This window comes from Streptomyces sp. NPDC008150, from assembly GCF_042956945.1.
Lineage (GTDB): Bacteria > Actinomycetota > Actinomycetes > Streptomycetales > Streptomycetaceae > Streptomyces.
In genome coordinates this window covers 91,559-104,595 of sequence record NZ_JBIBHJ010000011.1, presented here as the reverse complement: position 1 = coordinate 104,595, position 13,037 = coordinate 91,559, and the positions used below count along the sequence as shown (strand labels likewise).

The 13,037-nt window shown below is 71.0% G+C and carries 12 protein-coding genes; 8 read left to right on the top strand and 4 right to left on the bottom strand.

All coding sequences use genetic code 11. The annotated features are described in order from the left end of the window. Positions 1-428 precede the first annotated feature (428 nt). On the top strand, positions 429-2,144 hold the full coding sequence (locus ACFZA0_RS25485) for a protein kinase (protein ID WP_391021031.1): 1,716 nt from the start codon (positions 429-431) through the stop codon (positions 2,142-2,144). Between the two features lie 36 nt (positions 2,145-2,180). Here the strand turns inward: ACFZA0_RS25485 and ACFZA0_RS25480 are convergent, their stop codons facing one another. Continuing rightward, positions 2,181-3,413 carry a helix-turn-helix domain-containing protein gene (locus ACFZA0_RS25480; protein WP_391021029.1) on the bottom strand — a complete coding sequence of 411 codons (1,233 nt, stop codon included), beginning with the start codon at positions 3,411-3,413 and terminating at the stop codon, positions 2,181-2,183. 100 nt (positions 3,414-3,513) lie between these two features. On the opposite strand from ACFZA0_RS25480, the gene ACFZA0_RS25475 reads away from it, so the two are divergent. The 3 genes from ACFZA0_RS25475 (at position 3,514) to ACFZA0_RS25465 (ending at position 7,232) form a co-directional block, all read left to right on the top strand. Then, positions 3,514-4,974: a hypothetical protein gene (locus ACFZA0_RS25475; RefSeq protein WP_391021027.1), complete on the top strand. Its 1,461-nt coding sequence runs from the start codon at positions 3,514-3,516 to the stop codon at positions 4,972-4,974. Positions 4,975-5,042: 68 nt separating this feature from the next. Then, a complete protein-coding gene (locus tag ACFZA0_RS25470; RefSeq protein WP_391021025.1) occupies positions 5,043-6,236 on the top strand; it encodes an MFS transporter in 1,194 nt (397 codons plus the stop codon). A gap of 123 nt (positions 6,237-6,359) precedes the next feature. Further along, entirely contained in the window at positions 6,360-7,232 is an 873-nt protein-coding gene (locus tag ACFZA0_RS25465) for an alpha/beta fold hydrolase (protein ID WP_391021023.1), read from the top strand. Positions 7,233-7,462: 230 nt separating this feature from the next. On the opposite strand, the gene ACFZA0_RS25460 is transcribed toward ACFZA0_RS25465, so the two are convergent. Continuing rightward, entirely contained in the window at positions 7,463-8,995 is a 1,533-nt protein-coding gene (locus ACFZA0_RS25460) for an ATP-binding protein (protein WP_391021021.1), read from the bottom strand. Between the two features lie 140 nt (positions 8,996-9,135). Here ACFZA0_RS25460 and ACFZA0_RS25455 point away from each other — a divergent pair, with 140 nt between their 5' ends. Both ACFZA0_RS25455 and ACFZA0_RS25450 read left to right on the top strand, forming a co-directional pair. Beyond that, positions 9,136-9,465, top strand: coding sequence for a hypothetical protein (locus tag ACFZA0_RS25455; RefSeq protein WP_391021019.1), 330 nt, complete (start codon positions 9,136-9,138; stop codon positions 9,463-9,465). A gap of 2 nt (positions 9,466-9,467) precedes the next feature. Continuing rightward, positions 9,468-9,905 (top strand): response regulator, encoded by a 438-nt coding sequence (locus ACFZA0_RS25450; RefSeq protein WP_391021017.1) that lies wholly within the window; start codon positions 9,468-9,470, stop codon positions 9,903-9,905. 241 nt (positions 9,906-10,146) lie between these two features. Here the strand turns inward: ACFZA0_RS25450 and ACFZA0_RS25445 are convergent, their stop codons facing one another. Continuing rightward, on the bottom strand, positions 10,147-10,758 hold the full coding sequence (locus tag ACFZA0_RS25445; protein ID WP_391021015.1) for a TetR family transcriptional regulator: 612 nt from the start codon (positions 10,756-10,758) through the stop codon (positions 10,147-10,149). 144 nt (positions 10,759-10,902) lie between these two features. Between ACFZA0_RS25445 and ACFZA0_RS25440 the strand changes: the two genes are divergently transcribed. Continuing rightward, on the top strand, positions 10,903-11,637 hold the full coding sequence (locus ACFZA0_RS25440) for an SDR family oxidoreductase (protein WP_391021013.1): 735 nt from the start codon (positions 10,903-10,905) through the stop codon (positions 11,635-11,637). Positions 11,638-11,670: 33 nt separating this feature from the next. Next, entirely contained in the window at positions 11,671-12,294 is a 624-nt protein-coding gene (locus ACFZA0_RS25435; protein ID WP_391021011.1) for an NAD(P)-binding domain-containing protein, read from the top strand. A gap of 221 nt (positions 12,295-12,515) precedes the next feature. Here ACFZA0_RS25435 and ACFZA0_RS25430 read toward each other — a convergent pair whose 3' ends face one another. Beyond that, positions 12,516-12,974, bottom strand: a complete 459-nt coding sequence (locus ACFZA0_RS25430) for a winged helix-turn-helix transcriptional regulator (protein ID WP_391021009.1) — start codon at positions 12,972-12,974, stop codon at positions 12,516-12,518. Positions 12,975-13,037 lie beyond the last annotated feature (63 nt).

Genomic DNA, 13,037 nt, shown 5'->3' with positions numbered 1-13,037 from the left:
GATGTCGTCGCGAGGTGGGGCGGCCGGACGACACGTTCGCGGTTTCGGCGGTGGCATGTCCGGCTTCGTCAACTGCGGCCGGGTGCGCGACAGTTCCGGATCGGCGGCGCCCAGGGCCGCGTTCCGCGGCACGGTCCGCGCGGCCGCGTCCCCCCGATCCGTCGAGGCGGGCTTCTCGGGAACCGGCTGCCCGCCGAGGCGCATCCAACTGCCAAGCGCGACAGCGGGCTTCGGCCTGAAGTGGTCAGAGGGGTATCAACTGTGTGACGCCGCCGGGGTTTTCGCGAGTAGCGGCCGCGACCGGCGATCGGCGAGTGCCGGGCGGATAGAGGATCAGACGATGCTTGCTGCCGGGGCGGGCCCGGTCGACCGCACGCCGTGCAGGCCGGGGGCGGAGAGCATGCCGCTCCTGTGTAGGTTGTTGCGACGTGATCAACAGTGACGGGCAGCAGGTTGTCGCCGAGCGGTACGTGCTCACCGAGCGCCTGGGCAGTGGCGGGATGGGCACCGTCTGGCGGGCTTGGGACCATCTGCTTCAGCGGGCTGTGGCGGTCAAGGAGTTGTACGTCGTCGCGCACGGCGAGGAACACCGGGCACTCATGCGGCGGGTGCTGACCGAGGCGCGTGCCATCGCCCGGGTGTCCCATCCGCACGTGATCGACATCTACGATCTGGTGGAGTTCGACACGCGGCTGTGGATCGTGATGGAACTGGTCCACGGCGGCTCCCTCGCGGAGCGGCTGCAGAGCGACGGTCCGATGCCTGCGGCCGACGTCGCCCGCATCGGCCTCGAAGTGCTGTCGGCGCTGGAAGCGGTGCACGCCGCGGGTGCCCTGCACCGGGACGTGAAGCCCGCCAACGTCCTGCTGCGGTCCGACGGGGCCGCCGTGCTGACCGACTTCGGCATCGCCGCGCTTGCCGACGGGGGCGCCCACACCGCGACCGGCGGGGTCGTGGGGTCGGTCGACTTCATGGCACCGGAAAGACTGCGCGGACTGACCGCCGGCCCGCCCAGCGATCTGTTCTCCCTGGGCGGCATGCTGTGCGCGCTGGCGACCGGTACGCCGCCCTTCGCCCGTCCCGAGGTCACCGCCGTGATGCACGCGGCGGTGTACGAGGAGCCCGAAATCTCCTTGGGGGCAGGCGCGTTGCGGGAGGTCATCGAGGGCCTGCTGTGCAAGGACCCGACCGCACGGCCGACAGCGGACGCGGTCGAACGAGGCCTGCGCGCCGTACTCGACCCCCGGGCCGCGGCACCCCTGCGGCCCACCCGACGGGAGAGGCGCCTGCCTCCCGCGCGTCGGCGCATACCGGTGTGGGCGGTGGCCGTCGTCGGGCTGGCAGCCCTCGGCGGCATCGCTGCCGGCGTCCACGGGCTCAGCGACGCCGCCCACTCCTCGGCGTCCGGCAGCTCCGCCGCCCAGGAGAGCACGGGGCAGGTGGACGCGGTGATGGCGGTGCCGGGTCGGGGGGATCGTTTCTGGGTGTTCTCCGGCAGCAGGTACGTGCTGGTGGAGGTAGGGGATTCTCCGGCGGGCGCGCGGCGGGTGAGCGGTCCTGGGTCGTTGGGGGACTGGAAGAGGAGTTTCGGGGGGCTGCCGTCGTTCGAGGAGGGCATTGACGCGGTGATGGCGGTGCCTGGGCACGACGACCGGTTCTGGGTGTTCTCCGGTGATCAGTACGTCGAGGTCGAGGTCGCCGGTACGGGCGTTGCGGCTCGTGGGCGGTTGGGAGCTGTCCGGCCCGTCACGGACTGGAGCGTTGCCCTCGGGGATCTGCCCGGATCCGGTGGCCGAGTGGACGCGGTGATGGCGGTGCCGGGTCGGGGGGATCGTTTCTGGGTGTTCTCCGGCAGCAGGTACGTGCTGGTGGAAGTGGGGGATTCTCCGGCGGGCGCGCGGCGGGTGAGCGGTCCTGGGTCGTTGGGGGACTGGAAGAAGAGTTTCGGGGGGCTGCCGTCGTTCGAGGAGGGCATTGACGCGGTGATGGCGGTGCCTGGGCACGACGACCGGTTCTGGGTGTTCTCCGGTGATCAGTACGTCGAGGTCGAGGTCGCCGGTGCGGGCGGTGCGGCTCGTGGGCGGTTGGGAGCTGTCCGGCCCGTCACGGACTGGGCGCCCCTGGACAGCCTCCTCGGTGACTGAACCGCTGTCCGGTTCCGCCGTGCAGGCTCCCGCGGATCAGGCAGGGACTCCCCGTTGGCGTGTGCGGTGCTCCGCCACGTCGCGAACACACAGCGCCGTGTGGGCGAGGGCGCGTTGCGCGGGGTCCGTGGCGTCGAAGCCGCATGCGTCGGCGAGGCGGGAGAGCCGGTAGTCGACGCTGTTGGGATGCAGGTGGAGTTCTGCCGCGGTCAGGCGCCGGTCGCAGTGATGCCGCAGATACACCCGCAGCGTCTCCTCCCAGTCCGGGTGGCTGTCGAGCGGGGAGAGCCGTTGCAGGAGCAGGTCGAAGGCCGGTCCCGGGCGCGTGAGTTGGTAGTCCACCAGCAGGTCTTCGAGCTGGTAGACGCCGGGCGGGCGGCGCGTGGCCACGGCGATCTCCGTGACCTCGGCACACTGTGACGCGGCGGTCGGGATCTCGGCAGTGGGGACGAGTGCCGCCCCCATGTGCACTTCCGCGTCGAGGACTTCGGCCAGGACCCGCAGACCGTCGTAGGCCTTCGTGGCGGCGGCGGGCGCGTGAACGGGGACGAGGGCGGTGGTGACGGGCTCGCCCACGACGGCCAGGACGTCACCGTCGGCGTGCTCGGCGAGGATGCGCTGGATGGTGTTCGCGCGCCGCCGCCGGGTGACCAGCGGCCGGACGTCACCAGGGGCAGCGGACTCGGAGAGACGGATCGAGAGCACGAGATAGCGCTCCGCGAGGGTCAGACCTGCCCGGGACACCTCGGCGGCGGGATCGTTCCCCGACAGCAGGGCGGTGTACGCGGCGTAGCGGGCGTCGCGTTCGCCGATGCTCAGGCTCGCCGCTTCGTGGTGGTAGCCGCGCAGCACGAGGGTGGTGACAGCGAGGAGGTGGGCGTGAGTGCGCGCGGTGAGCCGCAACAGCCCGTCCGCGTCCGCGTTTCCGACCTCCTCCAGGACCGCCTGCCAGACGGCGTCGAAGCCGATCTGGTAGTCGCGCATCAGGTTCTCGACCGGCTGCCCCTCGCCGGCGCGCCGGGCCGCGGACGCGACGAGGTCGGCGGCGTCGTCCTCGGTGACGGGACGCGCTTCCGGGTCTTCCAATGCGCGGACGAACAGGTCGATGTTGTAGCCGACGATCCAGGGCAGGTCCGTGTCGGGCCGACGGGAGCCGGGGTCGGCGAGCCGCGACAGGACACGGTCCACGAGGGCACGCCGCCGGTCCCGGATCCACCGGGAGGCCACAACGCCGTTGATCGTCAACGGCACGTCTTTTGGAGATGTCACAACGGGAGCGTCGCACGTTTTGGTTGTGGGTCAATTTCTGCCGGGTCCGGTTTGGGAGATGGTCGGCTCCGTACCCCGTCTCCACTTGAAGAGGACAGTCATGACGACCATCGGTGAGGACGTGGAGTGGCCGTCGGGCCATGTCCCGGCCGTCCCCGGCGCCAGGATCCCCGACGGCGGCTTCCTCGGCCTCGGCGTTCTGGACACGTGGCAGCGCGACCTGGACGCACGCGGACTGCGGGCCACCGGGTCCGACGCCCACCACGCCTACGTCGCGTCCCTGGTGGACAGGCTCGGCCGCGTCGGCGTGGACGACGTCCGCCGGGAAACGCTGCCGCTCAGACGATGGACCCCCCTGTCCTGGCGGCTCTCGGTCACCGGCGCCGACGGCCCGGTCGACATTCCCCTGGTCGCGCCGGTCGCGTACTCGGGGAGCACTCCGGCGGAGGGGGTACGCGCCGAGTTGTCCGCCGAGGCCGTCAAGGGCCGGATAGGCGTGGTCGACGTGCCGCTGCCGGCCCTCAGCGCGCAGGTCTTCGACGACCTCGACTGGGGCGAGCACCAGGACATTCGCCGCGGTGAGGACTACGATCCGGGCACTCCCTACGAGCGGGTGTGGCTGAGCCAGGACACCATGCGCGAACACCTGGACCGCTTCGCGAGGGCAGGGGCGGCCGGGCTCGTACTGATCGTCGACCTGCCCGCCGAGGCGCTCCGCGAGGGGTACCTCCTCTACGACGGAGTGCACCGCGGGGTGCCCGCCGTCTTCGTCGGCCGCGAGCAGGGTGAGCGTCTGCGCGCGGCAGCCGCCACCGGTCAGGAGGCCACCCTGGTCCTGGAGGCCCGGGTGGACGACGTCGAGACCGCCAACGTGCTCGGACTGATCCCCGGTTCGAGCGACGAAATCGTGGTCCTGCACTCCCACACCGACGGGACGAACGGACTGGAGGACAACGGTCCGGAGGCCATCCTGGCCATGGCCCAGTACCTGTCGCGGGTCCCCCGGCACGAGCTGCCGCGCAGTGTGCTCGTCCTGCTGACCACCGGCCACTTCAGCACCCACACCGCGTGGGGCCTGGAAGCCTTCCTGGAGCGGCACCGGGACGATCTCGTGCCGCGGATCGCCGCCGCGCTGTGCCTGGAACACCTTGGTGCCCGTACCTGGACCCACGACCAGCAGGCCGGACTGCCTTTGCAGGAGCACGAGTTCGGGTGCGCCTTCGCCAGCCCTCACCAGGCGGTCATCGACGCGGTGCGACGCGGACTCGACCGGGCGGCCGTCACCGAGTCGCGGGTACTGCGCCCCTTCGTCCCCGACACCACGGGCCGCTCCCCGGACGGCACCACCTGGCCCGGCGACGGGAGCGCGTTCTGGCACAGCGCCGGTCTGCCGTCGGCGAACTTCATCACCGGACCCGGCTACCTCCTGAACGCCGTTCCGGTGATCGACCTGATCGATGTCGCGGCGCTGCGCCGTCAGGCCGTCGCGTTCACCGAGACCGTCATCGACCTGTGCGCGCTCCCGTTCACGGACCTGCGCGCCCGCCGGGATCCGCGATGAGCGCGGCTCCCGTCGAGGAGTCGTCGCCCGCGGCGGAGACGGTTCGTTGCCGGACGGGAATGGTGCGTGTGGCTGTCGGGCTCCTGGTGGGCACCGTGGCCTGGTCGATGCCGTTCGCCACCGGGACGGCGGTCCTGCTGCCGGCCCGCGTCGAGGACATCGCCCCGGACCACAAGGTGACCCTGCTGGCCGTCCTCACCGCGGCGGCCGCACTCGTCGGCCTGACGGCCAACATCGTCGTCGGTGCCCTGTCCGACCGCACCCGTTCCAGGCTGGGTGCGCGGACTCCGTGGATCGTGGGCGGTGGCCTCGCCACAGCGCTGTTCATGTCGCTGCTCGCGGCCGCCGACACCTTCTGGACCCTGTTGGGCTGGTGGTGCCTGACCGTGATCGGGCTCAACGCGATGACCGCACCGCTGAACGCGATCGTGCCCGACCGGGTTCCCGTCGCACGCCGTGCCACTGTGTCGGCCCTGGTGGGAGTCGGGATCCTGCTCGGGAACGCGCTGGGCGCCGTGATCGGTGCCGTCTTCCTGGACTCGCCGGGGACCGGGCTGGTCGTCACCGGGATCGCCTCGATCGTGCTGGCGGGCCTGGCCGTGTGCGTGGCGCCGGACCTGTCCAGCGCGAACGACCGCCCGGCTCCGCGGCCCACGGCCGGGCACCTGCTCCGCTCCGTCAGTTTTCCCAAGGGCGCACCGGACTTCCACTGGGCGTTGTGGGGGAGACTCCTGCTGGTCCTCGGCTACTTCATGATCAACAGCTATCAGCTCTACATCCTCACGGACCACGTGGGCCTCTCCAAGAGGCGCGCGGCGGCGGCCCTGGGCATCAACTCGGTGTTCTTCCTGGCCACCGCGATCGCCGGTTCCGTGGTCTCGGGACCGCTGTCGGACCGCACCGGGCGACGCAAACCCTTTGTCATCGGCGCCTCCTTGCTGGCGCTGGTCGCCATCGCCCTGCCCCTCGTCCGGGCGACACCGGCCGGCATGACCGGGTTCTCCTGCGTCGGCGGACTCGCGTTCGGCTGCTACTACGCCGTCGACGCAGCCCTGATGGCGGACGTCCTGCCCGACCAGGCCGCCCGGGGCAAGGATCTCGGGATTCTCAACGTCGCCAACACGGGCGGGCAGGCACTGGCCCCCGCCGCCAGCTCGGCCCTGGTGGGCCTGGGAATGGGGTACTCACCGGCCTTCGTCGGAGCGATGGGCGCCTGCGCCCTGGGGGCGATCCTCATCGTCCCCATCCGCAAGGTCCACTGACCGTCCTTCGGACTCCCACGAGCCGGGTCCGGGAGCGACTCTCCCGCCGACTGACCCCGGCCAATCCAATCCAGTCCGATGCGATGGGATCCGAGTCAGGAACGGCTCACCGACAGGAGCGTCATGACGAGCGACGAATTCGCTGTCCGCGGAGGCCACCTCCACGACGGCGACTACAGCAGGCGTGTCCTGCCGTCCGGAGCGGTGGTGCACGTCTGGACGCCGGAAAACCCCGTGGCGCAGGTCCAGTTGCAGCACGGCTTCGCGGAGTACTCCGAACGGTTCGTCCACCAGTACTCCCAGTTGGTGCCACGCCTGGTGGACAGGGGAGTCGAAGTATGGGCCATGGACATGATCGGACATGGCCGTTCCCGGGGGCGCCGAGGCGTCGTCGATGTCCGCCGGGCCGTCGGCGATCACACAGCCGTCCGGCGGGAGATGCTCGCCGCTTCCCTCCCCCTGGTGGTGTTGGGCCACTCTTTGGGCGGGCTGGTCACCGCGGGCAGTGTCAGCGCGGACGACCACGGGATCTCGGGCGTGGTGCTCCTCGCACCCGCTCTCCCACCCTCCCCGCCCGCGACGCTGCGGAGCCTCATCGACATGCTGGCCCGGCTCCTGCCGATGGTTCCCGCACCGGCACCCGCCGCTCCTGCGTCGGCGTTGACCCGGCGCGATGACGTAGCACGCGAGGCGCTGCGGGACCCGCTCATGGTCCACCGGAGACTGCCGCTGCTCGTGGGCGCCAGCGCGCTCGACGTCGCGGCGGACGTGTGGGCAGCGGCCCCGCACTGGCGGCCCCCGGCTTTCGTGGCTCACGGAACCGCGGACGTCGCGACCGATCCCCGGGGAAGTGCCCGCCTCGTCGGGCTGCTGACCGCGGAGGGCGGCAGACACCTCTCGGTCCAGGAGGGCCGGCACGAGCTGCTTCACGACGACGATGCCGACCTCGTCCTGCGTGAACTTCTCGCCTTCGTGGACCGCCGCCTGGGCCTGTGAGCGGCCGCGAATGGGGAGGTCGGAACCGGGAGGCCGTCGTTGAGTGGCTTCATCGGTGAGGCGACTGCTTCATCGGTCCGGTCAGCTTCGGCCCCAGGCCCCAGGTCTGGGGCCTGGGCGCGCTGGTCCTGATGCTCGGCGGAGGCACCCTGCCGGGGGCCATGGAGTGCCCAGACGAACACCGGACGAGTGGCGACCGCGGGCTTCGCGCCGGACCGCGGTGCTGCCGGTCAGGTCGTGGCCGGGAGAGTGAACTCGACGCGGGTGCCGTCGCGGTGGGTGGTGTCGACGTGGATGGTGCCGCCGTGGAAGTCGACGACCTTGCGGCACATGGCGAGGCCGATGCCGCTGCCGGCGTAGGTGTCGCGGGTGTGCAGGCGCTGGAAGATGAGGAAGACACGGCCGGCGTACTCGGGGTCGATACCGATGCCGTTGTCGGTGACGGCCAGGTGCCACAGCCCGCCGTCCTGGCGGGCGGAGAGATGGATGCGCGGGGGCCGGTCGGGGGCGCGGAACTTGACGGCGTTGCCGATGAGGTTCTGCAGCAGCAGGGTGAGCTGGGTGGAGTCGCCGGCTATGACGGGCAGCGGATCGTGCGTGACGTCTGCGCCGGCCTCCTCGATGGCGATGCCGAGGTTGTCCAGGGCCTGGGCCAGGCTGTGTTCGAGGTCGACCCGGGTGTTGTCCTGGTGGACGCGGCCGACGCGGGAGAAGGACAGCAGGTCGGTGATGAGTTTCTGCATGCGCGCGGCGCCGTCGACCGCGAACGCGATGTACTGGTCGGCCTTGTCGTCGAGCTGGCCGCTGTAGCGGCGTTGCAGGAGCTGGCAGAAGCTGGCGACCTTTCGCAGGGGTTCCTGCAGGTCGTGAGAGGCGACGTAGGCGAACTGCTCCAACTCCTCGTTGGATCTCTTGAGTTCGGCGCTCTGCTGGTCCACGGCGGCGCGCGCCTGTTCGGCGGCGCGGAGCTCGTCGAGGAGGCGCAGCCGCATCGCCTCCACGTCGGCGGCAAGGGCGCGCAGGTCGGCGGGCCCGGTGGGGGTCACCCGGTGGGCGAAGTCGCCGCCGGTGACGCGGCGGGTGTCGCGGGAGAGCGCGGTCAGGGGGAGGGCGACACCGCGGCGCAGCCCGCTGAAGACGAGGAGGAACAGGATCAGCAGGGTGGCCGCGATGGCGGCGAAGACGATGTTGCGGGCATGCCGGGCGGCGAGCAGGTCGCTGCGCCCGTCAGCCCGTGCCTGCCGCAGATGCGTCTGCTGGGTGGCGGTTGCGTCGCGCAGGGAGTCGAACAGGCGCTTGCCCTCGTCGGCCCGCGTTTCGGCGACCTTCGGAGGGGACCCGGCCGGTGCGGTCACGACGGGGTCGGCGATCTCCCGCTGCCAGGCACCGGCGCGTCGCAGGACCAGGGCGAGGTCGTCGCGGTCCTGTCGGCTGACGCCGAGGCCGCGCAGCTTCGCGGTCGCCGTGCGTTGCTGGGCCTTGCCCTCGGCGTAGGGCTCCAGGAAGTCGCGTCTGCCGGTCAGCCCGTAACCGCGTACGCCGGTCTCCTGGTTGACGAGGGCCGCCTCCAACTGGACCGCAGCTATGAGGGCCGGTGAGGTGTGGTCGACCAGGCGGACGGAGACCTGTGTGCCGTGCTGGAGGGTGCGCGCCCCCACCACGCCCAGTACCGCGAGGAGCACCAGGGCCAGGCCCGTGCCCGAGACGAGCCATCGCCGGGTCGTCCAGCCGGACACGGTGTTCGGAGGGCGGTTCTCAGGCATGAAGGTCCTCTGGGCGGGCAGCAGTGGCGGTACACAAGTGCCGCTTCACCGGCGGAGGTGCGGCGTGGCGGGCAGCGGAACTCTACAGGGGGTGACAACCCTGGTTGTCAGGGGTCTGTCGCACCGTTACATTGATGGCCATGCCCGGAGCCCACTTCGAAGTCCGGATGACCGAAACCGAGATTGCCGAAGCCGCTGAGGCCGTCATGGCGGACACCGCCCGACGGCTGGCGCGCTGTGCCTTCCGCCCGATGGCCGGCGTCCGGACGGACGAGGCCAGAGCCCTGGCTCACCTGCACGCCCTGCTGCACCTGCAACGTGCCGCGGCGCGCGTCGCCGACCATCTTGCCCGGGACGCGGCCGAGGCCGGGTCCGGGTATCCCGATGTCGGGGCCGCGCTCGGGATGAGCCGGCAGGGCGCCCGCAAACGTTTCCCCGACCTTCTGCACCGTCACCCCGAAGAGAGCTGACCGTGGCCTATCCCGTGCCGCCCCTCGCCCGCGACATCCTCCTCGTCGAGGATGACGACGCGGACGCGTACCTCATCCAGGACGCCCTGGAGAACAACGGCACCCCCCGCAGCGTGACCCAGGTCGGCGACGGCGTGGAGGCCCTGCACTACTTGCGCGGACCCGACGCCCCCCGGCCGGACCTGATCGTCCTCGACATCAACATGCCGCGCATGGACGGCCACGAACTCCTCGGCGTCCTCAAGACCGACGAGGACCTTCGCACCATCCCGGTCGTCGTGCTGTCCACGTCCAGCTCGCCCGACGACGTCCAGGGCGCGTACCACCGCCATGCCAACGCCTACGTCACCAAGCCGGTCACGCTGGACGACTTCACCACCGCCGTCACCAGCATCGACGACTTCTTCCTGCGCACCGCCCTCCAGGCCCCGGCCTGCTAGCAAGCTCTGGGCCGGGCAGACGTCCTCGGCCGACAGCGCGCCGAGTGTCACGAGAAGGGCCCGGTCTCCCACCTGATGGTGGGAGACCGGGCCCTTCTCGTGTCCTGGGGGCCTCTCAACAGGCGGGCGGCCAGTCCGCAAAGGCCGGCGGTCCGGGCCAGCAGCCGGGCGGCCGTCGTCGCGCACCGGCGGAGCAGCCGCGCGGCCGGCGGCGCGTCCAGCCCGGTCGCAAAGTGCCACGTCAGCTCGGCAGTGCGTCCCGTCGCCGGTCATCGCCGGCTGTGGCGGAGAGGGCGTTGTCGACGAGGGCGGCGGCGATGGCGGCGGCGGTGGGGAAGGCGTCGGCGTCGAGGACCCGGGTTCGGGCCGCGGCACCGTCGAGGAGCAGCGCGAGCTGCTCGCCGAGCTGATCGGGGTCGGCGGCGCCGGCTTCGCGGGCGGTGTCGGCGAACCGGGCGGCGACGGCCTTCTTGTAGTCGCGTGCGTACTGGGACGCCGGGTGCTGGGGGTCGTGGAGTTCGACGGCGGCGGCGATGTAGGGGCACAGCGGAGTGGTCGGGGGGATGTCGAAGGCCGCGAGGAGCCGTTCGCGGGGCGTGAGGTCGGGGCGGTCGAACACGCCGGACAGAACGGAGGGGTCGAACTGGCGCAGGTACTCGGCGACGAGTTCGTCCTTGCCGGTGAAGTGCTGGTAGGCCGTGCGCTTGGACACCTCGGCCGCGGCGCAGAGCTGGTCCATGCCGGTGCGGTTGATGCCCTGCGCCCGGAAGAGCTGCTGGGACGCGTTGAGGATGCGCTCGCGCGCACCCCGGCCGCGGCGGCGGCCCGTGGGGCCCTTCTCCAACTCTGTCATGGGCCCATGCTACCCCGACCGGGTAACGACCGGTGTACATAGTTTGCGCCGCGGCCGTCCGCCCCGTACGGTACGTAAACGGGTCGGTGTACATAACGTCGTCGTCCCAGGTGCGCACGGCACCAACGATCCAAGGGAGCGACCATGGGAAAGCTCGACGGCAAGGTGGCGGTCATCACCGGCGGTACCACCGGCATGGCACTGGCCGGGGCGAAGCTGTTCGTCGACGAGGGCGCCTACGTCTTCATCACCGGCCGTCGCCAGGACGCCCTGGACGAGGCGGTCAGGCAGATCGGCCGCAACGTCACCGGCGTCCGGGGCGACGCCGCCGACCTGGGCGACCTGGACCGCCTCTACGACACCGTCAAGCGGGAGAAGGGCAACCTCGACGTCCTGTGGGCGAGCGCCGGCGGCGGCGAGCCCGCCCCGCTCGGTGAGATCACCGAGGCCCAGTTCGACACCTGGTTCGGGCTCAACGCCCGCGGGACCCTGTTCACCGTCCAGAAGGCCCTGCCGCTCTTCAACGACGGCGGCTCCATCCTCATGACCGGCTCCAACGCCTCCCTCGGTGGCTTCCCCGGCTGGAGCGTCTACGCCGGCAGCAAGGCCGTCCAGCAGGCATGGGCCCGCATCTGGCTCAACGAGCTCAAGGACCGCCGCATCCGCGTCAACGTCCTGACGCCCGGCCAGGTGGCCACCGCCAAGCAGGAAGAACTCTTCGACGAGGCCACCAAGCGCCAGTTCGAGTCCCTCATCCCCCGCGGCCAGATGGGCCGCCCCGACGAAATAGCCACCGCCGCCCTCTTCCTCGCCTCCGACGACTCCAGCTACGTCAACGGCATGGAACTGGTCGCCGACGGCGGCACCACGGCCGTCTGAACCCGACAACACGCAACCAGGGCAGGACACTTCATGAGCGACATCAGCATCCTCGGCACAGGGAACATGGCACGCACCATCGGCGCGCGGGCGCTGGCGGGCGGCAACACGGTCGAGATCATGGGCCGCGACCAGGCCAAGGCCGCCGACCTGGCCAAGGCTCTCGGCGACGGCGCCACGACCGGAGAATGGGGCACCGCCCCGGCGGGGGACATCGTCATCGTGGCCCTGCTGTACGACGGCGTCGTGCCGGCCGTCGCCCAGTACGGCGACGCTCTCGCCGGCAAGGTCATCGTCGACATCAGCAATCCCTTCAATTCCACGTTCGACGGGCTGGCCCACCGCGAGGAGACCTCGATCGCGCAGGAGGTCGCCAAAGCGGCCCCGGCAGATGCCAGTGTGGTGAAGGCGTTCAACACCGTCTTCCGCCATGTCCTGGAGAAGGGGCGGCCCGACATCTTCCTCGCCGGCGACAACGCTCGGGCCAAGGCGAGTGTGGGGGTGTTCGTCGAGAGCCTCGGGCTGCGCCCGCTGGACGTCGGCGGCCTGAACATGGCGCACTGGCTCGAAGGAGCGGGCGTGGTCACGGTGGGCCTCGCCAACCACGGGGTGGGGAACCTGGACTTCGCCCTCGGCATCACCGAACTCCCTGTCTGAGGACGGGTGATGGCGCCTTTTCGGCGCGGTCGGTGTCCGGCGGCCGACAGTCGCGGGACCGGGCTGGTGCGGGCGGGGCGCGATGGACAGGGCTTCCCGTGCCGCCGCGGAGATGTCCGAGGTCTCAACGCGGGAGCACGGCAGCCCTGTTGGGGTTCCGTGCTCCCGACGGTCCATTCGACCGGTGTCTGCGAGCTCTGACGGGGCCCAAGGCTCGACGCCTATCCGGCCTTCTGGACGTGAGTGGTGTCGGCGTCAACGGGGTTGCCGTCGGCGCTGGTTGGTGCGATCTCCGGTACAGGGGTGCCGTGCTCGTCGACCAGGGTTGAGTGTGCTTCTCCGGGTGCGAAGGCGTGGCGTTCCCCCCACTGCCGCAGGGTGAGGATGACGGAGAAGAGGTCGCGGCCGGCGTCGGTGAGTACGTATTCCTTGCGGCGGCCCGACGGTGCTGTGCGCTGGGCGAGGAGCCCGTAGGTGGTGAGCCTGCGCAGGCGCTCGGTGAGGATGTTGCGGGCGATGCCGGTACGCCGCTGGAACTCGGTGAACGACCGCGCCCCGTCCATCGCGTCGCGGACGACGAGAAGGCTCCATCTGTCGCCGACGAGGTCGAGTGCGCGGGCGACCGGACAGTCGGGGTCGGTCCAGTCCGGCTTCGCGGCGCGCGCGGTGGTGCGCGGCATGACACCTCCCAATGAGTTGCGGATTGAAACCAGCATGCCCTACCGTCAAAACGGTTGCAATTC

Excerpts from the sequence above, each read along its gene's own strand:
- ACFZA0_RS25475 (WP_391021027.1), top strand. The coding sequence starts at position 3,514 with ATGACGACCATCGGTGAGGACGTGGAGTGGCCGTCGGGCCATGTCCCG.
- ACFZA0_RS25465 (WP_391021023.1), top strand. The coding sequence starts at position 6,360 with ATGACGAGCGACGAATTCGCTGTCCGCGGAGGCCACCTCCACGACGGC.
- ACFZA0_RS25460 (WP_391021021.1), bottom strand. The coding sequence starts at position 8,995 with ATGCCTGAGAACCGCCCTCCGAACACCGTGTCCGGCTGGACGACCCGG.
- ACFZA0_RS25455 (WP_391021019.1), top strand. The coding sequence starts at position 9,136 with ATGCCCGGAGCCCACTTCGAAGTCCGGATGACCGAAACCGAGATTGCC.
- ACFZA0_RS25445 (WP_391021015.1), bottom strand. The coding sequence starts at position 10,758 with ATGACAGAGTTGGAGAAGGGCCCCACGGGCCGCCGCCGCGGCCGGGGT.
- ACFZA0_RS25440 (WP_391021013.1), top strand. The coding sequence starts at position 10,903 with ATGGGAAAGCTCGACGGCAAGGTGGCGGTCATCACCGGCGGTACCACC.
- ACFZA0_RS25435 (WP_391021011.1), top strand. The coding sequence starts at position 11,671 with ATGAGCGACATCAGCATCCTCGGCACAGGGAACATGGCACGCACCATC.
- ACFZA0_RS25430 (WP_391021009.1), bottom strand. The coding sequence starts at position 12,974 with ATGCCGCGCACCACCGCGCGCGCCGCGAAGCCGGACTGGACCGACCCC.